Annotated in this window: 15 protein-coding genes; 12 read left to right on the top strand and 3 right to left on the bottom strand. The window is 48.0% G+C overall.

Going from position 1 to position 19,486, the window contains the following annotated elements; translation table 11 throughout:
* Positions 1-168 precede the first annotated feature (168 nt).
* The 11 genes from B3A20_RS11390 (at position 169) to B3A20_RS11340 (ending at position 14,149) form a co-directional block, all read left to right on the top strand.
* Positions 169-1,182, top strand: a complete 1,014-nt coding sequence (locus B3A20_RS11390) for a hypothetical protein (RefSeq protein ID WP_290764889.1) — start codon at positions 169-171, stop codon at positions 1,180-1,182.
* Positions 1,179-2,114, top strand: coding sequence for a tryptophan-rich sensory protein (locus B3A20_RS11385; RefSeq protein ID WP_290764888.1), 936 nt, complete (start codon positions 1,179-1,181; stop codon positions 2,112-2,114). Before B3A20_RS11390 ends, B3A20_RS11385 begins: the two co-directional genes overlap by 4 nt.
* Positions 2,115-2,154: 40 nt before the next feature.
* Positions 2,155-3,255 (top strand): hypothetical protein, encoded by a 1,101-nt coding sequence (locus B3A20_RS11380; protein ID WP_290764886.1) that lies wholly within the window; start codon positions 2,155-2,157, stop codon positions 3,253-3,255.
* A gap of 146 nt (positions 3,256-3,401) precedes the next feature.
* On the top strand, positions 3,402-3,773 hold the full coding sequence (rpsF, locus tag B3A20_RS11375; protein WP_290764884.1) for a 30S ribosomal protein S6: 372 nt from the start codon (positions 3,402-3,404) through the stop codon (positions 3,771-3,773).
* Positions 3,773-4,024 (top strand): 30S ribosomal protein S18, encoded by a 252-nt coding sequence (gene rpsR, locus B3A20_RS11370; RefSeq protein WP_173355777.1) that lies wholly within the window; start codon positions 3,773-3,775, stop codon positions 4,022-4,024. Before rpsF ends, rpsR begins: the two co-directional genes overlap by 1 nt.
* A gap of 17 nt (positions 4,025-4,041) precedes the next feature.
* The gene (gene rplI, locus B3A20_RS11365) at positions 4,042-4,488 is read left to right on the top strand and encodes a 50S ribosomal protein L9 (protein WP_173387568.1); all 447 of its coding nucleotides are present in this window, start codon (positions 4,042-4,044) and stop codon (positions 4,486-4,488) included.
* 195 nt (positions 4,489-4,683) lie between these two features.
* Positions 4,684-7,593 carry an MBG domain-containing protein gene (locus tag B3A20_RS11360; protein WP_290764855.1) on the top strand — a complete coding sequence of 970 codons (2,910 nt, stop codon included), beginning with the start codon at positions 4,684-4,686 and terminating at the stop codon, positions 7,591-7,593.
* A gap of 88 nt (positions 7,594-7,681) precedes the next feature.
* Positions 7,682-9,103, top strand: a complete 1,422-nt coding sequence (locus tag B3A20_RS11355) for a hypothetical protein (protein WP_290764854.1) — start codon at positions 7,682-7,684, stop codon at positions 9,101-9,103.
* Complete coding sequence (locus tag B3A20_RS11350; RefSeq protein ID WP_290764852.1) at positions 9,103-9,810, top strand: hypothetical protein; 708 nt, start codon at positions 9,103-9,105, stop codon at positions 9,808-9,810. Before B3A20_RS11355 ends, B3A20_RS11350 begins: the two co-directional genes overlap by 1 nt.
* 191 nt (positions 9,811-10,001) lie before the next feature.
* Positions 10,002-11,093, top strand: a complete 1,092-nt coding sequence (locus B3A20_RS11345; RefSeq protein WP_290764849.1) for an efflux RND transporter periplasmic adaptor subunit — start codon at positions 10,002-10,004, stop codon at positions 11,091-11,093.
* On the top strand, positions 11,093-14,149 hold the full coding sequence (locus tag B3A20_RS11340) for an efflux RND transporter permease subunit (protein ID WP_290764846.1): 3,057 nt from the start codon (positions 11,093-11,095) through the stop codon (positions 14,147-14,149). The genes B3A20_RS11345 and B3A20_RS11340 overlap by 1 nt, the downstream gene beginning before the upstream one ends.
* 101 nt (positions 14,150-14,250) lie before the next feature.
* Here B3A20_RS11340 and B3A20_RS11335 read toward each other — a convergent pair whose 3' ends face one another.
* Both B3A20_RS11335 and B3A20_RS11330 read right to left on the bottom strand, forming a co-directional pair.
* Positions 14,251-14,475: an FtsB family cell division protein gene (locus tag B3A20_RS11335; protein WP_290764843.1), complete on the bottom strand. Its 225-nt coding sequence runs from the start codon at positions 14,473-14,475 to the stop codon at positions 14,251-14,253.
* A 58-nt stretch (positions 14,476-14,533) separates the two neighbouring features.
* The gene (locus B3A20_RS11330; protein ID WP_290764841.1) at positions 14,534-15,430 is read right to left on the bottom strand and encodes a DNA-processing protein DprA; all 897 of its coding nucleotides are present in this window, start codon (positions 15,428-15,430) and stop codon (positions 14,534-14,536) included.
* Positions 15,431-15,620: 190 nt separating this feature from the next.
* Between B3A20_RS11330 and mazG the strand changes: the two genes are divergently transcribed.
* Complete coding sequence (gene mazG, locus B3A20_RS11325) at positions 15,621-16,418, top strand: nucleoside triphosphate pyrophosphohydrolase (RefSeq protein WP_290764839.1); 798 nt, start codon at positions 15,621-15,623, stop codon at positions 16,416-16,418.
* 841 nt (positions 16,419-17,259) lie between these two features.
* Here the strand turns inward: mazG and fusA are convergent.
* Positions 17,260-19,389, bottom strand: coding sequence for an elongation factor G (gene fusA / locus B3A20_RS11320; protein WP_290764836.1), 2,130 nt, complete (start codon positions 19,387-19,389; stop codon positions 17,260-17,262).
* Between the last annotated feature and the right edge of the window lie 97 nt (positions 19,390-19,486).

Raw genomic sequence — 19,486 nt, 5'->3', positions numbered from 1 at the left:
CCGGGCATCTCCTTTAAAAAAATCATTTTACAAGGCTCTCGGATTTTCCTCCGGGAGCTTTTGTGTATATTGAACCTTATGATAAATTTCTTTTGGCAAATATCGGAATTTTTTCAAGAATTCTTTAGGGATACTTCGCACATGCCTAATCCCTCGGAGCATTATCTGATGCTGGTACAATTTATGATTTTGCCAGCATTGTCGCACTTGCTAAGTTTTCTGTTTGCTTTATTTTATAAGAAATTTCGTTTAAAGAAACTTTGGCTCGGCCTTTGGATTACTCTTTTCTGTGTCCTTGTTTGCGGCTATATTTGGGCGGTTTCCAATTTTGATTGCGATGTCGTAGATCACTTGTTCTCAATAATGCTGCCTTTTGCGGCAATGTTGCTCTATATCTTCTCTTTTATGGTTTGTGGATTTTTTGGCCGAGCGTTCAATACAAGAAAAATTTGGCATCGATTGTGTGTTCCTTTTGTTGTGATTGTACCGTTCTTTATTTTCTTGTTTTTTTGTTGGAGCCTCATGGTTCATCCTTACGGCGAAATTTCCGATGAACCTTTGGAACAAAACGATTTAGCAGCCACCCAAGATGCAGATTATGAAATGTTCTTGTCTGAATCAGATGCGTGGGGCGATGATTCCAAAACCGTCTCCTTCCGCGAAAAGAATGATTCCGTATTTTTTAAGTTTACTTATAATATGTGTGCCAATACCGGTTATGATTACGATGAATCGAAATTGACAATTCAATTCGGTGGAACTTCGGATGGCAAGTGGATATTGATGGATTCAGAAAAGTCGGTGGTTGTCCGAAAGTTGAAAAAATCTATTGAAGATTACAGTCAAGAATTATCTACAGACGATGTTTTGGATGGCGATGTGTCTTCAGTCGTGCTCAAAGACTACAAACGCAAAACTCGTCGGCGTCTGTATTTCCCGAATGCAAAACTTTCCCATGTGTACGATGCCATGACGATTGAAAAGACGTTCGAAAGCTTTATGCCCCCGCGTGAAACTTATACCACGCTTTCTTACAGGGATGTTGCAAAAAAGTGCAATGATCCTCGCAACGTTTTTGTCGAAAGCATCGTTCATAGTCGACAAAATAAAACAGCTGCTGAACAAGTTAAAATCCTAGATCAAAAAGATTCCTTAGAATTAAATAAATCGGAGGAAAAATGAGTGAAATTCTCAAATGCTTAATGACTTTTGCAACGGAGATTCTTCCCGTAATCCTCCCGGGAATTATTTTCTTTGCTCTTCGCAAACGGACGTCGTGGAAAAAGTTTTGGTTAGTTCTTGGCTTGCTTCTTCCGGCATTTGTTGTTTTCCGGAGTGTCCAATGGCTAGCTTGTAAGAATGATTTAGAAATGGCTATTGAGGGCTTGTTCTTGCTTGCGTTATATGTCTTGGGAGCTTTTATCGGGAATTTTTTTAAGACGAAGAAAGTTTTGTATGTAATAGCTGGTTCTGTCGTTGTGTTGCTTCTGTTCTTGGCCATTAAATGGTTGGTTTATCATGATTCAGAAATGTTTCCGTTTGGAAAAATTGTTGATGAACCATTGCAGAGTGTTGAATTGGAGTTAGCGCAGAATGCTGATTACGAAATAGAAATGATTCAGGAAGACGCCTGGTGGAATGATACCCGCATCATAGCCGTCAGGGAACGGAATGACTCTGTTTTTTATCGTGCCACCTATCGCATGTGTAGTGCGGAAAATATTGATGATGATGGCTATAAAAAATGGACAAAGCCGAATATCGATTCGGTCCAGTGGGCGCTACTGAGTCCCGAAAAGTCTTTAATTGCAAAATCACTAAAAAATTCTATAGAAAAATACAAACAGGAATACCACTCGGATCTTGTTTGGGATGGCTATTCTGTTGATGTCTCTCTGAAGGATTATAAACGTAAAACCAGTCGTCGATTGGATTTGTGCAATGCTTCCATACTTGGAATGCAGGGCGCTATGGCTATTGAAAAAATGATGCTCGATCTTATGCCTCCTCGCGAAACTTTTACGACGCTTTCTTATGATAAGGTCTCGAAAAAGTGTGCAGAAATAGAAAATGCACGGATTCAACAGATTGAGGCAAGTCGCAATAGCAAATAATTTTTATTAAATTACACTCGTGCGAATTCTTTTTTTAGTCTTGTTGTTGATTCTGAACGTCTATGCCGAAGCCAAGGCTTCCGGTCCGGCTCGTTCTAGCTCCAAGGCAAAAAAAACGAAGTCCGAAGTGGTCGCTAAAAAGTCTACAACGTCCAAATCGGCGAAGTCTCGCAAAACAGCCTCTCGCAAAGATTCGAAAAAAAACGCAAATTTAGACACTGCGGCTCCAGAGCCCGCTATGCAGTCCGGCAGGAACGATGTTTCCACGAATTTTGCAAATCCCGCCATTTCGACAACTTCCGTTGCTGATACCGCAATTGATAGCGAAATCGTTCGCGATACCATCGTCGATACTGTTTATGTTGTCATGCCTGAATCGGCAAAAACATCGCAACCCAAAATTGAGTACAACGTTCCTTTGCCTCACCAGTCGGCGTATTTGAGGGAGGGAATTTCCGTAGGCCTTGGCGCAGGTCTTTTCAATGCATCCAAAGATTGCGATTGTCTTGGCGTGTGGCAGGGCCAGCTAGAATATCATTACAAGGATTATGTTACGGGTGGTTTTGATGTTCGCTTTTTTGGCGGAACGCTGGACCGCGATGTCATGCTCATGTATCAACGCTACCGGTTGAATGCCAGATTTCACAAGGGCTTCACAGGGGCGGATTTTTATGCCGCTGTAATGCTTGGGCTGGAGACGACCGACCTCTCGGAATTCCGCAAGGAACTGAAAGAAGGCGTCCACAAGAAGCATACGGACGGGACGGATTCGAGCAAGGTCGTGTCTAGTGACTCTTCAGATGTGGATGAGGCCGTCAAAAGGCTTGAAGCCGAAAAGAATTGTGAAAAGATGTTCTCGCTCGATGGCTTTACTTTGGGGGCGGAAGTTGGCATGGGCGTTGCCCTGTCTCGCTACTTTGGTCTTACGGGCAGCGCTAGTTACGAGTTTAATCTCTCGTGGGCCCAGCTTGTTTCGATGAGTCCTGGAATCGCGTTCAACTTGCGCGAATTATGGCCTTGGGCTGAACGCAACCTGCGATCGACGTGGGTTTCTTTTGAAATGATATTCCAACGGTATTTCAATCGCGGTGTAGGAGAGTGGGCGGTAGCCGGGTTCTTGGGCCTCCAGTTCGGAATTTAAAACTACCTGCTGTCGACTTCCTGCTCCCAACTGCCTCTTGAGGTTTGACATCAGGAACGCTTTTTTCTATATTACTCGTACCGATTTTATCGGAACCCTCCCAGAGCCAATGTCGGTATCTGGGCGATAGACCAAAGGGACTCATTATGAGACAATACGAAACGATGGTGATCATCGACGCTATGATCTCTGACGACGCTATCAAGGCTGAAGTCGAGACCATCGGCAAGAACATCACTAGCGGTAACGGCGAAATTCTCCGCCGTGACGACTGGGGCAAGCGCAAGCTCGCTTACACTATCAACAAGCGCCAGCACGGCTACTATGTCATCTTCTACTACAAGGCAGAAGCTGCAACAGTCGCTGCTATGGAAGCCGCTCTCAAGCTTAACGAAAACGTTCTCCGTTGGATGACCCTCGCTGATTATCCGATGAGCGAAATTGTTTACGACCAGACTCAGGCACAGTCCACCGAAGAAATCATTCCGGTTGACGCAGAAGAAGGGGAGGCTGAATAATGGCTTTTGAAGATAAGAAGCAGGCTACTCGTATTCGCCGCAAGAAGACTTGCTGGTTCACCGAGAACAACGTCAAGTTCATTGACTACAAGGACGAAAAGACTCTTCGTCGTTTTATCTCTGAACGTGGCAAGATCATCCCGCGCCGCATTTCTGGCACTTCCGCTAAGTATCAGCGTATGCTGAACGAAGCTATCAAGCGTGCCCGTCAGATGGCTATTCTCCCGTTCGTTTCGGACAGCTTGCGCTAATAAGGAGGAACTAGACTATGGAAATTATTCTTAAGGCTAACGTCCCCCATTTGGGCAAGATGCTTGACGTCGTGAAGGTTAAGGACGGTTACGCTCGTAACTACCTCTTCCCGCGTAAGCTCGCTGTTCGTGCAACTAAGGAAGCCAAGCTTGAAATCGAAAACAACCGCGCTGCTGTTGAAGCTCAGTTCCAGAAGGAACTCGCCGCTGCTGGTGACGTGGCTGCAAAGCTTTCTCAGGTTTCTGTCAACCTCGAACGCCGCGTTGTTGAAGGCGAACGTCTTTACGGTTCTGTGACCGCAGGTGACATCGCTGAAGCAATCACCAAGGCTGGTGTCAAGGTTTCCCGTGCTCAGATCGACCTTGCTGAACCGATCAAGCAGCTCGGTGTTTACACCGTGACTGTCAAGGTCTTCAGCGACGTTGAAGCACAGGTCAAGGTTTGGGTGGTCGCTGAGAAGTAATTCCTTTTGGGAAATAATTCTCTTCAGTCCCACTGAAAATCTTACGGACCGCTCCCAATCGGGGGCGGTTCTTCCTTTATATAGTATTGTTTTACAACGTTTTAACGTAGTTTGTAGTTGAAAGTGTAAGAAAAAAATTATATTTTTCCTTGGGTTTGATAAATTGGGTTTGATTTATTCAAGAGAGAGTGGTTTATGATTAAAAAAATTGCAATGCTAGTTCTTACCGCCTCTGCGGCGTTTTCAAGTGTTTTTGCGGCTGATGAATGTTCTGTCACATTGGCTGGGGACTTTATTTTTACTGGCAATCAGATAGAACCCACCGTAAAAAAGGTGGATTGCGGTGACGAAGAGTTTACCGATTTTACAAAAATTAGTTATGGAAAAAACATAAACGCTGGTACTGATGCGGGCTCTGTTACAATAACTTTGACTAATGGCAATGTTGTCGAAAAGAAGTTCGATATCAAACGAAAAGGTGTTCGTTTGATTGTGGATGACTGTGAAAAGGAGCTTGGTAGCGATGCTCCTAAATGCGGTGAAAACGAAAGTCCGGCTTTTACGTGGACTATTGATGAAAACAGTGATTTGTCAACGCTCCAAGCGGATACCATGAGCAATTTTGTAAGCGAATTGGGAAAAAAGGTGAAGTTGTCTGTTGCTGAAGGTGTTGAAGAAGTCGGTGTCACTTTTGAAGTTGCTGTTGATCCTTCTGTTAACTTGACTACTCTTTTCCCGAACTACAATATTATTGTGAAAAGCGGGAAAATGAAAATCATCAAAACCAAAATTGTTATTGTTGTTCGGAGCAATGGTAAGATTTATGGCTCCAAAGATCCTGAGTTCACGTACGATGTTCATGGAAATATTGCTCCTGCTGATTATGGAAAGCTTGGTGTAATTACATTGAGTAGAAACGAAGGTGAAGATGTTGGAGACTATTTCATTGATGTAAGCATTGATGGTGTTCAATATAAGAGTCTTTCTGCTAAGGTAGAAGACTGTGAATTGCCTTATTGCAAGAGTACAGATGATTATAATATATATGTTGTTTCTGGTGTGTTGGTTATCCAGCCTGCTACCGCAACGTTGACTGTGGATAACGTCTCGAAAATTTATGGCGATGCTACGCCTGCATATACTTACAAGGCTACAGGACTTCTTGGTTCGGATAAGCTGAATGATGTTTCGATTAGTTGCGCCAAGTGTGTTTCGACGGGCCTAGAAAATGTCGGTGAATATGCTATTACTGCTTCGGTGAATGTGGCTTCTAATCCGAACTATAAGGTTACTGTTCAATCCGGTACGCTTACGGTTACGCCGAAGGCAGCCACTGTGACTATGAATGACGCCGAAAAGACTTACGGTGATAAGGATCCAAAATTTACATTTGAAACGGAAGGTCTTGCGACTGAAGGCGAAACACTTGCATCTCCGACCATTGTTCGCGCCAAGGGCGAAAATGTTGGAACGTACAAGGTCAGTGTTGAATTTGCAGAAGGCTCGAACCCCAACTATACGTTGACGGTCAAGCCGGGTACTCTGACGATTAATCAGAAGGCCGTTACCTTGGTTGCCGATAACATTACCAAGAAATATGGCGAAAAGGATCCTGAACTGACATACACGGTCTATGGCATTGTTTCTTGGGATGGAACCGAGGACGTCTTGAAAGGTGTTGTCTTAAAGCGTGAAGCTGGTGAAAATGCCGGTGAATACGCCATTACGGCAACCGTTAACACAACGCAGAATCCGAATTACATTGTAAGTACGGCCGATGGCGTTTTTGCGATTACGGCTAACGACGATAAGATTGTGGTCACCATTACGGGCCATACTGAAACTGTGGAATATGACGGCAAGGAACATGCTGTTAGCGGTTATGAAATTTCTTCTAACAACGAAGCTTATTCTCTCGATTATGTCACGTACACAGGAGAGGCTGAAATTGCGGGCGTTGATGCCGGTAAGTATTTTATGGGACTTTCTGCAGCAGACTTCAAGAATATATCGGTGAACTATCCCAATGTGACGTTCAATATCACGGACGGTGTTCTAGTTGTTAATCCGAGAGCCTTGGTCGTCTCTGCTAATGCAGACACCATTACGTATGGCGATGAAACTCCGACTGAATTTACATGGTCTGTCGATAGACTTCTTGAAGGTGATGAACTTGATAACATCCACGTGTCTCTTGACAAGTCTGGTCTCCTTGCTGCCGGTAACTATGAACTCACCTTCGACAAGAAGAGCCCGACGAACAAGAACTATAAAGTGACCCAGTACGAAACGAGTTCGCTTATCGTGAAACAGAAACTTGTCACGGTGACCGTCTCGGATACATCTAAGTTCTATAGTGAAGCTGATCCGGAAAAGTTCACCTATACGGTCTCGGGTTTGCTTGATGGCGACGAATTGCCGGAACTTTACCTGAAACGCCAGCAGGGTGAAAATGTGCTTGTCGACGATTCGTACTCCATCTCTGCAGCCTTTATCGAAGCTTTTGACAATCCGAACTACATAGTGAAAATTAGGCAGGGACACTTTACGATTAAGCCATGCACGCAGAGAATTACCGTTGCCATTTATGGAGACAACGTAATTGCAATGTATGATGACGGCAATGAAGTTTCGGCCCTCAAGAGCTTTGATGTAAGCCCGATGCGCATTCCGGGTGAACCGTGGTTGCCCGAAGAATTTGCGTACAAGAAGGAATTTGTTTCTTACAAGGGCGATTCTACGATGACCGAAACGGAACTTGGCGTTTACCCCATGGGCCTTGTTGCATCTGACTTTGTCAATATCTCGCCGAACTTCGAAAATGTCAATTTTGTCGTTACGATTGATGGTACGTTCAAGATTACGGACCAGGAAACATCGCTAGCCACTGTTAAGGGCGCTAAGGCGTTTGGACTTTCCTCCAAGAATCGTAGCATTCAGGTGAGCGGTTCTAAGGTGGGGCAGCGCTTTGCTGTTCTTGACATGCAGGGCAGAGTGCTTCGCTCGGGTGCCGTAGAATCCCCGAACTTCGAAGTCCCGGTCTCGAATGCAGGCATTTACATGGTTCGCGTCGGGGCTTCTACACAACGCATTCGCGTCAAGTAGTTCCCAACCTGCATTTTTTATGTCGAAAGTCCTGGATTTATGTCCGGGACTTTTGTTTTGACAACATTTTTTGCTATTTTAGGATTATATGCGCAAGTTTGCTCTTTTACCCTTGTTTTTAGGTCTTTCTTTCGCCCAGCTTTCTTTTGCTCAGGTGCGAGACCTTTTCGATGAATTTGAGAAAGAAGCAGGTGCTCCTGTGGCGCCGGCGGTAAGTGAACCGGCTAGTTCTGCTGCCGTGCCTGTTACGCCAGCAAGTTCTGCGACCGTGCCGTCCAGCTCTTCTGTGACGGTACAGAGTTCTTCGTCTGTAGCGGCCGTGGTCCCGGTAAGCTCTGCCTCGGTTAGCTCTTCGTCGGTGGTGCTGCAGTCCAGTTCTTCTATTGTAGCCGCTCCGGCTGTCGCAATAGCTGATACCGCAGTTTTGGATTCTGCGACACGTGATTCACTCATGCGTGAAGCTGCAATAGCCGAAGCTGAAAGGGTTCGTGCCCAAGCCGATTCTTCGAGACGTGCGGATTCTCTTGCTCAGGCTCAGGCTGCAGGCCTTACGAATGTGAGCAGCAGTTCTGTTGCCGCCTCTTCAAATAGCATGAGCCGCCGCGATTTGCTTGGACCGGTGAAGGTTTCCAAGGTTCATGGCATTGACGAACTGAAGGGCCGTTACAAGAATCCACGTAAGGCTTTGTTTATGTCGCTTTTGGTTCCGGGTGCAGGTCAGATGTATGTTGGCGGCTCGACGGCAACGTATGTTCGCGGTGGTGTCTATATGGCTTTGGAAGTGTTTATGTGGAGCGGATGGGGTTACTTCTCCGTCTACAAGTACAACCAGCAGGTTGATAAGTATAAAAAGTTTGCCAAGCAGCATTACTCTATCGGACGTTACGAAAATGCCATGCGCGACCTCTACAATACCGCCGGCAACCTCTACATTTCGACGTTTAGCAGCCGCTATATGGGAACGCGTAAGTCGTTCTGTGAAGCTATTTATGGCGATGCGACCCATGGCAAGTGCTATCAGGACGACGCTTTGTTTAGCGATGACAAGACTCACCTGAATAACTTCAAGGACAAGGATAAGTCCTTAGGCGATGAAATGAAGGACTTCAAGCGTTCGTTCAGCAAGGAATCTGAACTCTTCCAGCTGATTTCTGAAGGCGCTTACGTGCGTGGTTGGGATGATGTTAAGAATGGCGGTACTTTGGCTATTGACTTAAATCTCGAAGATGAAAACGCTGAAACGGTTCCGCTTGGTGAATCCGATAACATGAACAAGTATCGTTCCATGCGCAGTAAAGCCAACGACTATGCGGACAGACAGGCTTGGTTCATCGGTGGCCTTATCTTGAACCACCTCATCTCTGCTGTTGATGCCGCCATTACGGCAAATGCCCATAACAAAGTCCTCTACGAAGAAGATGTTTCCTGGTACGATCGTTTGCATTTTGACAGTGGCATGACGTTCAATGATTCCTTCGGCTGGTCGGTTCGCGCCAATTGGGGATTCTAATGCGCATTATTCTTGCCATACTGCTTGCGTCAGTCGCCGCATTCTCGCAGATTGTGGTGAGTGTCGATCAGAACGTCTATAAGAACAGCGACAAGAACGTGTTCTTTGCGGTTGGCGCGTCTGCACTTTTACCAGGCATGGGTGAACTTTACTTGAACGAAAAAAAGTTTGTGCGTCCGTTTGTCTGGACTGACCTTGCGTTGTGGGTGGCGGCTGTGGGCTCATATGTAGTGGGGGACCGCTATGTGACGTCGGCTCACAATTATGCAGTGCGCCATGCTGGTCTTACAGGCAAAAAGAATGTTTCCTTGCTGAATACGGTGGGCTCTTATCGTAGCCGTTCGGGCGTGTTTGGTCAGAATTCTTCGCCGGACATGAACGAGGATTACAACCAGGCGATGATAAGGTCTGATAAAAAGGTTGATGAAGAATTTTCGAATGATATCCAGTGGGATTGGGGGAGCTCCGATAATCCTGAATCGACGGAACATATCGAAGAGTTTAAGAGCCGCATGCGCCATTACCGCGTAAGCCGCATTGTATTCCAGGTTTCAGTAGGTGCGCTTATTTTGAACCGTGTGGTTTCCATGCTCGATGCCTGGCGCATTTACCGTGCCACCTCGACCAAGTCGTTCTCTAGCAAGGTACAGTTTGAACCTGAATTTTATCAAGACGGTGCAGCACTTTTCATGAACGTAAAATTCTGATGTGAGTTCTAAGTTCCGAGTTACTAGTTACTAGAAAAGTTTATTTTGCAATCTCTAGTAACTACTAACTATTAACTAGTAACTGCACCGAAGGTGCTTGCAACTTTTTTACAGCGTTAATCATCTAAATACTGAATTCTAAGTTCTGCCAACTAAGTTCTACCAACTGCGGCGCAGCCGCTAACTAAAATATGAAACACCTTCTTTTAATAGCTCTCTCTTCACTTCTCCTTGCCGCTTGTGGCAGTAAAGACGATTCCGCCAAGGGCGCTCCTGCAGGCAAAGGCAATGGTGGCAAAAAAGGTGGCGCTCAGAGAGTGCTGAATGTCGAAGGTTATGTGGCAGAGCTTGGGCAACAGGGCAAGAACTTCCAGACGATGGCGACTCTCGTGCCGAAGAACAGCGTATCGCTTTCGGCGGCGACTTCTGGCCGCTTGGTAAGCCTCAAGGCAAAAGACGGGGCTATAGTCAAGAAGGGGACTCTCCTCGCAAAGATTGACGATTCTGAACTCCGTGCGCAGCTCAAGCAGGCGCAGTCGAACAAGATGCTTGCCGAGCAGAAGGAACAACGCGTTCGCAGCCTCTTTGAAAAGAATGGTGCGACCAAGCAGGATTTAGAATCGGCAGAAGCGTCTCTCAAGTCTGCTCAGGCAAGTGTAGAACTCATCCAGGCACAACTGGCAAAGACCGAAGTCCGTGCGCCGTTTAGCGGTAAACTCGGTTTTGTCGATGTGTCCGTAGGCGCCTGGCTCAATTCCGGCACGCCGATTGCAGAACTCAGCGAAGTGGACCGCCTCAAGGCGAAGTTCTCGCTCCCGCAGCGTTACGCTTCTGTCATCAAGGTGGGCGACAAGATTTCTCTCAAGGATTCGGAACGCAACGTTGAAAAGTTCGGTGTTGTTTCTGCGCTCGATGCCGTGATTTCTGAAAGCAGCCGCACTCGCCGTGTGATGGTCGATGTCGATAATGCAAAGGGCGAACTTATTGCGGGTAGCTTTGTGAGCGTGAATGTCGCCATGGAAGCTAGCAACGTGCAGAGCTTTACGATTCCGTCCGAAGCGATGATTCTCGACAGGGAAGGCGCTTACGTGTTTGTGAGCCAGGGCGGCAAGGCAAAAATCAAGCATATCACGACGGGGCTTCGCACGCCGATGTCTGTGCAGGTGCTTTCGGGCCTTGATGTTGGTGATACGGTGATTGTATCTGGCATTGTAAGCCTCCGCCCAGGTGCCGATGTCAAGATTAAGGAACTCCGCCATTCGATCAATTACGAGGTAGAGTAATGAGCGTAAGCCAGCTCTCCGTCCGCCGCCCAGTCCTCATGACAGTGATGGCGCTTGTCATTTTGTTGCTCGGATTTTTTGGGCTCAGCTCTCTCGGCATTCGTGAATACCCGAACGTCGACTATCCCTTGATTCAGGTGCGAACCTCTTACCCGGGTGCAAACGCGGCCGTGGTCGAAGCGGAAGTCACTGAAATCCTGGAAGCCTCCATCAACAGCGCGTCTGGTATCAAGGCTTTGACCTCGACGAGCCGCGATGGTTTCTCTTACATCAGCATCGAATTTGAAACGGGCATGGACCTGGAAGCGGCTGCAAACGAAATCCGCGACCGCGTGAGCCGTGTGCGTCGCCGTTTGCCAGACGATGTCGATGAACCGACAGTTTACAAGTCCGATAGCGATAGCGACCCGATTTTGATGGTGAGCCTTGTGAGCGACAAGTTCGACCCGATGGAAGTTTCGGAAATTGCGAACAACCACGTGAAGGAACGCTTGCAGACGATTAACGGTGTTTCGGAAGTGGCAATCTGGGGTGAAAAGCGTCCGGTCGTGCGCTTGTGGATTGACCCGGTGCGTATGCAGGCGCTTGGCGTCTCGGGGGCGCAGATGGCGGCCGCTTTGAAACAAGGTAACTTGGAACTTCCGTCTGGTTCTATTGAAGGTGCTGAAACGACGCTTTCGATCCGTACGCTTGGTCGCATTCTCGACCCGAAATCATTTGGCAACATTGCTGTGAGAACGGCTGAAGATGGAACTGTAATCCGCATTTCTGATGTCGCGGATATTCATTACGAACCGAAAGATACGCGTACCGGTTTTAGACGTAACGGCAAGAATTCCATTACGCTTGCGCTCATGGCGCAGCCGGGCAGTAACCACGTTGAAATTGCAAACGAATTCTACAAGCGCGTCGAAGATATCCGCCGTGAAATTCCGGAAGGCGTGGAACTGCTTTACGGTCGCGATACTTCAATCAACATTCGCGCTTCCATCAAGGAAGTGGTGGAAACCATCTTTATTGCGTTTATTCTTGTGATTGCGATTATCTTTGCGTTCCTCCGCGAAGGCCGTACAACGTTTATCCCGATGGTCGTGGTGCCTGTATCTGTGATTGGTAGCTTCTTTGTGCTTTATCTTTGCGGGTTCAGTATCAACGTGCTTACGCTTTTGGCGATGGTCCTAGCGATTGGTCTTGTTGTGGACGATGCCATTGTGATTGTGGAAAATATTTATCACAAGATTGAAAGTGGCATGACGCCGAAGCAGGCGGCAATTGCTGGAACAAATGAAATCTTTTTTGCGGTGATTGCAACGTCTGTCGTTTTGATGGCTGTGTTCATTCCGGTGCTTGCCTTGGGTGGTACGACGGGCCTTCTGTTCCGCGAATTTGTGGCGGTGATGATTGGAACCGTGTTTCTTTCGACGCTTTGCGCTTTGACTCTTTCGCCAATGCTTTGTTCTAAATTTTTGAAGCGCCAGAAGAAAGGTGCCTTTTACAAGTGGACGGAACCGTTCTTTGACGGAATGAACACTTTGTATTCTCGTTTGCTTGGCGGATTCCTCAAGTGGCGACTGATGCTGTTTCCGGTTGTGGCGGTACTTTTGTTTGCAGCGTATTATTGCTTCAACAACATGAGTAGCGAAATGGCACCGACCGAGGACTCTAACGCCGTGATGGTGAACATGAGTATGCCCGAAGGCGTGAACCTCTCGCGCACCAAGCGCATGGCCGATGAATTTGTCGATGAAGTGACTTCGATTCTCGATTCCAATGAATACACGGAATTCCAGGCGGGTGCTTGGAATGCGGGCAACTCGAGAATGCGTTTGTTTTTGAACGACAATAAGAAAGCTCGCCGTCCGCAGAGTGAGATAGCAAGAGCAATCCAGGTGCTTGGTAACGAATATCCGGATTTGCGCGTGATGGTGTTTGAACCGCAGAGCATCAGTACGCAGCGCGGTGGCCTCCCGGTGCAGTTTGTGTTGCAGGCTCCGAACATCGAAGTGTTGCGTGACCTTGTTCCGAAATTCGAAGAAGCGGCAAGCAAGAGCCCTGTGTTCAGCGTGGTGAACAGCAACTTGCGCTTCACGAAGCCGGAACTCCACATCGAAATTTTGCGCGACAAGGCAAATGAAGAAGGCGTGTCGGTAAACGATATTGCGCAGGCGGTGCAGCTTGCCATTAGCGACCAGACTTATGGCGATTACTATAAGGATGGTCGTCAGTACGATATCATTGGCGCTGTCGGTTACCAGTACCGCGATACGCCGGAAAACCTCTCGATGCTCACGGTCAAGAACGGCAAGGGCGAGCTGGTGAGCTTGGACAACTTTATTACGTACAAGGAACAGTCTGCTTCTCCGTCACTCCCGCGTTACAACCGCTTTAGCGCAGCAACCATCCAGGCGGGCCTTGTGCCGGGCAAGACGATTGGCGATGGCGTCGAAGAGATGCGCCGCATTGCAAAGACGTTGTTGAAGGATTACCCGAGCGTGAGCACGACCTTGAGCGGTTCTTCCAAGGAATTCGAAGAAAGCTCTTCGGGACTCTACGTGGTGTTCTTGCTTGCGCTAGCACTTGTGTTCTTGGTGCTCGCGGGGCAGTTCGAAAGCTTCCGTGCGCCGTTCGTGATTTTCTTTACGGTGCCGCTTGCACTTTCTGGCGCTTTGGTGAGCTTGTTTGTCACGGGCCAAACGCTCAATATCTTTAGCGAAATTGCTTTGATTTTGTTGATTGCTCTCGTGACGAAGAACGGTATCTTGATCGTGGAATTTGCAAACCAGATTGCCGAGAATACGGGCTGCAGCAAGCTCGAGGCGGCTCGGATGGCGGCGGAACGCCGCTTCCGCCCAATCCTCATGACGAGCCTTTCGACAGTATTGGGCGCAGTGCCGCTCATCCTGACCGGCACCCCGAGCCGCATTGCAATGGGTGTTGCCATTGTAGGCGGTCTCACGTTCGCAACGTTCATGACGCTCTTTATTGTGCCTGCAGCATATAGCTTCTTCGCCGGTAAGGTCGAATGCACCAACACGGATGCAAGCAAAATGGCGTAAGCAGTTAGCAGTAGGCTGTAGACAGTAGGCAGGAATAGTTAGGCGGCTTTGTCGCGATTATAAAAACTTCCTACTTCCTACCGACTACTTCCTACTAATCATCATTTCACCAACTGAAACACTTTCTCACCTTCGCGGCTCATGCCGTAGCGGGTACGCAGAATTTCTTCTTTGTAGAGGGAATCGGTCTTTAGCTTTTGGATGAGCTCGTTTCGCTGCTCGATGACTTTACTAAGTGAATCTATCTGCTTTTGATAAAGCTCGATTTCTCTTGCAATTCTGCGCTGTTCCGGGATGCTGTTCTTGCCGAACATCACGTGAAACACCAAAAACGCGAACGTAATTATCGTGGCAATTCTAATGATAACTCGAATGTGCAACTAATTATGCTCCGTTAAAATAGAATTGGAAGTTGTCCTTTGACGAGACTAGACCAGATATTTCTAGCTCCGTCAATATAGCTAAAAGTTCTGGCGCCTTAAAGTCGAAATCTTCTTGAAGTTCCGAAAATGTTTTGCGGAATCCGTTAAACCGGTCAAAGACTTTTTGAGCCCCGTCCGACAGTTGTACCCCGTATGTGCTCAATTGCTCGATTTTTGCCCCTTCGAGGCATGGAATTCCGGCGACTGCCCGTAGACTTTCGGGAATGAAGACGGCTTTGGCGTGCCCGCTGTCGAGGAGCGCGTTCGTGCCGCTGTAGAGTTCGCAGTCGAAGTTCCCGGGGCAGGCGAGGAGAGGTTTCCCTTCGTCTAGGCAGAATTGCGCGGTGAGTAGGGCGCCTCCTTTTTTACGGCTCTGGACCACGAGCGTCGATTGGCTGAGCCCGCTGATGATGCGGTTCCGTGCGATGAAGTTCCCCTTGTAGGCTGGCGTGTCGCCTTCGTATTCGCTCAATAGGGCGCCTCCTGCGTCGATAATCCGTTTGGCGAGGGTGTTGCGTTCCCCTTCGATTTTGGCGTCTAGCCCTTGCGCTAAGACGGCTATTGTGGGTATGCCTGCATCGAGGGCTGCGCGGTGGCAAAAGCTGTCTATGCCCTGTGCAAGCCCCGAAATGACCACGGCGTTTGTGGGTTTGAGCGAACCGACGAGTCGCCTGCAGAGTTCTTCGGCGTTGGCGGATGGGCGTCGCGTGCCGACCATGGCGATGCCGATTTTGTCGTTGGAGGGGAGAGAGCCTTTGCAAAAGAGTTGCTTGGGACTATACTTGGATGCACGCAAGGCTTGTGGGTAATTTTGGGGTAGGAGTTTGCGATAGGATTCGTTAAATGTTGTCGTTTCCATGTTGTTGCTTTGCTGCCATATCCGTTGCATTCCGGGGGCTGGCGGAGATTGCAGGTGTGGAGTGGATGGTTTGAATAAAACTAACGGATATAAGAAACGATATAAGTAAGAATCTAATAAAGCCATAACTAATTTACTGAATTTGTTGTATAAAAGCAAGGGGGTGCGTTTACTTTCTATCTTTGGGCGCATGAAGTACACGTTTAAAGATCTCGTTGATATTATGGCTCGTCTGCGTTCGGAAAATGGCTGCCCGTGGGACCGCAAGCAGACCACGCATTCGCTGTTGCCGTATCTAGTTGAAGAAAGCTGTGAGTTTATCGATGCTGCGCAAGATGGCGACAAGGAGCACATGTGCGAGGAACTCGGCGATGTGCTGTTCCAGGTAATTTTCCATTCGCAAGTGATGAAGGAGCAGGGTGACTTTACAATAGATGACGTGATTCAGGGCTTGTGCGAAAAGATGGTGCGCAGGCATCCGCACGTGTTCGGCGATGCTAAGGTCGATACGGCCGATGATGTGAGCCGCCGCTGGGAACGCATCAAGGCGCAAGAGAAAAACAACTTAAAGCATGCCGGTGAATCCATTATGGATAAAGTTAGCAAGAGCATGCCGACACTTGCGCGCTCGCAAGATATTATCCGCCGTGTGGCAAAAGTCGGTTTTGACTGGGGTGAGGCTGCTCCCGTGTTCGACAAGGCTCAGGAGGAATTTGCTGAATTCCGCGCCGAGATGGAAAAGATTTCTCCCGAAAATGCAAACGTGGACCGCCTGGAAGATGAATTCGGCGATATCATGTTCAGTCTCGTGAATGTGGCTCGCCATTGCGGTTTCAACGCCAACATCGCACTGCAACGCGCGAACAACAAGTTCGAAAAGCGCTTCCGCGAAGTGGAACGCCGCGTTAAAGAACAAGGCAAGGAAATTAAGGATGTTGGCTTAGAAGGCTTGCAAAAGCTGTGGAAAGAAGCGAAGTTGAGAGCTTAGAACTTAGAACTTAGAACTTAGAACTTAGAACTTAGAACTTAGAACAATGCATTCTCTCTAAGTTCTGCCAACTGCCAACTAAGTTCTGCGGCTCTGCCGCTTCGTGGCTATTCCATATTGGAATGTTCCGCGCGGGATTAAAAGAGCGAGCGAAATTTTGTTCGCTCTTGCAATTTGTGTGCTATATTATTCTCGTGGCACCAGTAAATTCTGGTTCTGAGACGGGAAGCCGGATCGAATCGCGGAGTAGAACTTACTAGTGTTACGAATTTTCAAGGACCCCGTAGGCTTGCGCATGCGGGGTCCTTCCTTTTTGAGGATTTTTTTGGGATATTAACTTCAAAAACAGCTGTATTGAAGCAAAAATCGGATTTTAGGCGATTTTTACGTGAAAAATGCTCAAAATTAAGGTTTACTCACGTAAATTTTAGTACAAAATAACACTTTTAGGCTTGCCGAAAGCAAACTTTTCTACTTTTTAAGGTTTTTTCAGATTCAAAAAAGTGAAATTCATACTTTCCGCCATGAAAAAAGCACAAAAACATCAAAAACAACATAAATCTCTACATATAACATTAAAATTTTACGTGAAAATTATCAAAAAATTGACTTTACTCACGTAAAAAATGACGTTTTTCAAAAAAAATTGATTTTCCACGCCGTTTTATTTTATACAAAAAAGGCCTGCAACGAAAGTTGCAGGCCTTTTAAACTTTCGAGATTTTTTGCATTTGGCAGTCATCCGTGAGCAAAAAGAAACCCTCGGTATTAACCGAGGGCTTCTTGCGAGAGCGAGGGTCCGACGGAGGTTCTTGCCTGCGTTTAGACCCGAGCGGTCGTATTAAGCTCTTGCCTTGACCTTGTCGCCGTACTTCTTGATGAGTTCTTCCTGGATGTTCTTCGGAACCGGGAGGTACTTGCAGAATTCCATCGTGAATTCAGCCTTACCCTGAGTCATGGAGCGGAGGTCCGTAGCATAACCGAACATTTCGGAAAGCGGAACTTCTGCATCGATCGTGGTCATGCCCTGTTCTTCGCTAGTGCCTGTGATTGCACCACGACGCTGGGAAACGTTACCCACGACACCGCCCTGGAATTCGGTCGGGGTCTGGATTTCGACCTTCATGATCGGTTCGAGAATCTGAGCACCAGCCTTAGCGAAAGCTTCGCGGAAGGCCATACGGGCTGCAACCTGGAACGCCATATCAGAGGAGTCGACCGGGTGGAATGCACCATCCGTGACTTCCATTTCGATGCCGACAACCGGGAATCCGATGAGGGAACCTGCTTCCATGCAGCTCTGGAAACCCTTATCGCAAGACGGGATGTATTCCTTCGGAATACGGCCACCGACGACGGAGTTGACGAAGTTGTAGACCTTTTCCTGGTCGCCTTCGACTGGCATCGGACGCATTTCACCGACAACCTTAGCATACTGACCAGAACCACCGGTCTGCTTCTTGTGGGTGTAGTCGAACTTGGCCGGGCGGGTGATGGTTTCGCGGTAAGCAACCTGCGGAGCACCGGTCGTCACGTCGCACTTGTATTCACGGCGCATACGTTCGATATAAACGTCAAGGTGGAGTTCGCCCATACCCTTGATGATGGTCTGACCAGATTCCTTGTCAACTTCGACCTGGAACGTCGGGTCTTCCTTCGTGAAGCGGTTGAGGGCCTTGGACATGTTGTCGAGGTCGTCACGGTTCTTGGCTTCAATAACAAGTTCGATAACCGGGTTAGGAACGTGCATAGAAGTCATGTTGTAGTGGTTCTTGCCATCCGTGAATGTCGTACCGGATGCGCAGTCGATACCGAACAGAGCAACGATGTCGCCTGCACCGGCTTCGGTGATGTCCACCATTTCGTCAGCGTGCATACGGACGAGACGGCCAACGGAAACCTTCTTGCCGGTTGCCATGTTGGTAATCATGTCGCCCTTCTTGAGGGTACCCTGGTAAACGCGGACGTAGGTGAGCTGGCCATAGCGGTCGTTCACGAGCTTGAATGCGTAGCAGACGAGCGGTGCGTTGTCTTCGGACTTGAGAACAACTTCAGCTTCGTTGTTGTCGAGGTCGAGAGCCTTGTTTTCAACGTCGGTCGGGCACGGGAGGTAGTCGATAACGCCGTCGAGGAGCTTCTGGACACCAACGTTCTTATGAGCAGAACCCATGAACACCGGAGTGATGTCAAGGCGGATGGTAGCTTCGCGGATGACCTTCTTGAGGAGGGCCTTGTCGATCTGGTCGACGCCATACTGGCCTTCCATAGCCTTTTCCATGACTTCGTCGCTGTAGTCAGCGCAGCAGTCAACGAGCTTTTCGCGGTATTCGTTAGCCTGGTCGACGAGTTCTTCAGGAATATCCTTTTCGATCATGTCGTCGCCGTTTTCGCCTTCGAAGTAGTAAGCCTTCATTTCGATAAGGTCGACCACGCCCTTAAGATTGGATTCCAAACCGATAGGAATCTGCATGACGCACGGCTTGTGGTTGAGTTTTTCCTTGAGCATGACAGCCACGCGGAGCGGGTTTGCACCAGAGCGGTCGCACTTGTTCACGAACACGACGCGCGGTACATGGTAGCGCTTCATCTGACGGTCAACAGTAATAGACTGGGACTGGACGCCTTCAACGCCAGTGAGGACGAGGATAGCACCGTCCAACACGCGGAGAGAACGTTCCACTTCGATCGTGAAGTCCACGTGCCCCGGGGTATCGATGATGTTGATGGAGTCGCGTTCACCGGTCTTGGTGTGAGTCCAGTTTGCAAACGTAGCAGCAGACTGAATCGTGATGCCGCGTTCGCGTTCAAGTTCCATGGAGTCCATCGTGGCACCGACGCCGTCTTTACCACGAACTTCGTGGATAGCGTGGATACGCTTTGTGAAGTAGAGGATACGTTCGGTAAGAGTAGTCTTACCGGAGTCGATGTGAGCAGAAATACCAATATTTCTGTGCTTTTCAATGTTTTTCATATTTTTATTCCACTAATGGAGTTGATGTTATTGAATGTTGCGCCCAAAAATAGAAAATTTTGGGGGGAACTCAAGGGCGGTTTTTGAATTGATGATA

This window comes from Fibrobacter sp. UBA4297 (assembly GCF_002394865.1).
In the GTDB taxonomy this organism is placed as follows: Bacteria; Fibrobacterota; Fibrobacteria; order Fibrobacterales; family Fibrobacteraceae; genus Fibrobacter.
The sequence above is the reverse complement of the archived record's forward strand: the minus strand, read 5'-3'. Positions and strand labels throughout refer to the sequence as shown.

Bases quoted from the DNA above. Each gene is read 5' to 3' on its own strand.
- B3A20_RS11355 (WP_290764854.1), top strand. From the start codon at position 7,682: ATGCGCAAGTTTGCTCTTTTACCCTTGTTTTTAGGTCTTTCTTTCGCC.
- mazG (WP_290764839.1), top strand. From the start codon at position 15,621: ATGAAGTACACGTTTAAAGATCTCGTTGATATTATGGCTCGTCTGCGT.
- B3A20_RS11350 (WP_290764852.1), top strand. From the start codon at position 9,103: ATGCGCATTATTCTTGCCATACTGCTTGCGTCAGTCGCCGCATTCTCG.
- rpsR (WP_173355777.1), top strand. From the start codon at position 3,773: ATGGCTTTTGAAGATAAGAAGCAGGCTACTCGTATTCGCCGCAAGAAG.
- rplI (WP_173387568.1), top strand. From the start codon at position 4,042: ATGGAAATTATTCTTAAGGCTAACGTCCCCCATTTGGGCAAGATGCTT.
- B3A20_RS11330 (WP_290764841.1), bottom strand. From the start codon at position 15,430: ATGGAAACGACAACATTTAACGAATCCTATCGCAAACTCCTACCCCAA.
- rpsF (WP_290764884.1), top strand. From the start codon at position 3,402: ATGAGACAATACGAAACGATGGTGATCATCGACGCTATGATCTCTGAC.
- B3A20_RS11345 (WP_290764849.1), top strand. From the start codon at position 10,002: ATGAAACACCTTCTTTTAATAGCTCTCTCTTCACTTCTCCTTGCCGCT.
- B3A20_RS11360 (WP_290764855.1), top strand. From the start codon at position 4,684: ATGATTAAAAAAATTGCAATGCTAGTTCTTACCGCCTCTGCGGCGTTT.
- fusA (WP_290764836.1), bottom strand. From the start codon at position 19,389: ATGAAAAACATTGAAAAGCACAGAAATATTGGTATTTCTGCTCACATC.
- B3A20_RS11385 (WP_290764888.1), top strand. From the start codon at position 1,179: ATGAGTGAAATTCTCAAATGCTTAATGACTTTTGCAACGGAGATTCTT.
- B3A20_RS11340 (WP_290764846.1), top strand. From the start codon at position 11,093: ATGAGCGTAAGCCAGCTCTCCGTCCGCCGCCCAGTCCTCATGACAGTG.
- B3A20_RS11390 (WP_290764889.1), top strand. From the start codon at position 169: ATGCTGGTACAATTTATGATTTTGCCAGCATTGTCGCACTTGCTAAGT.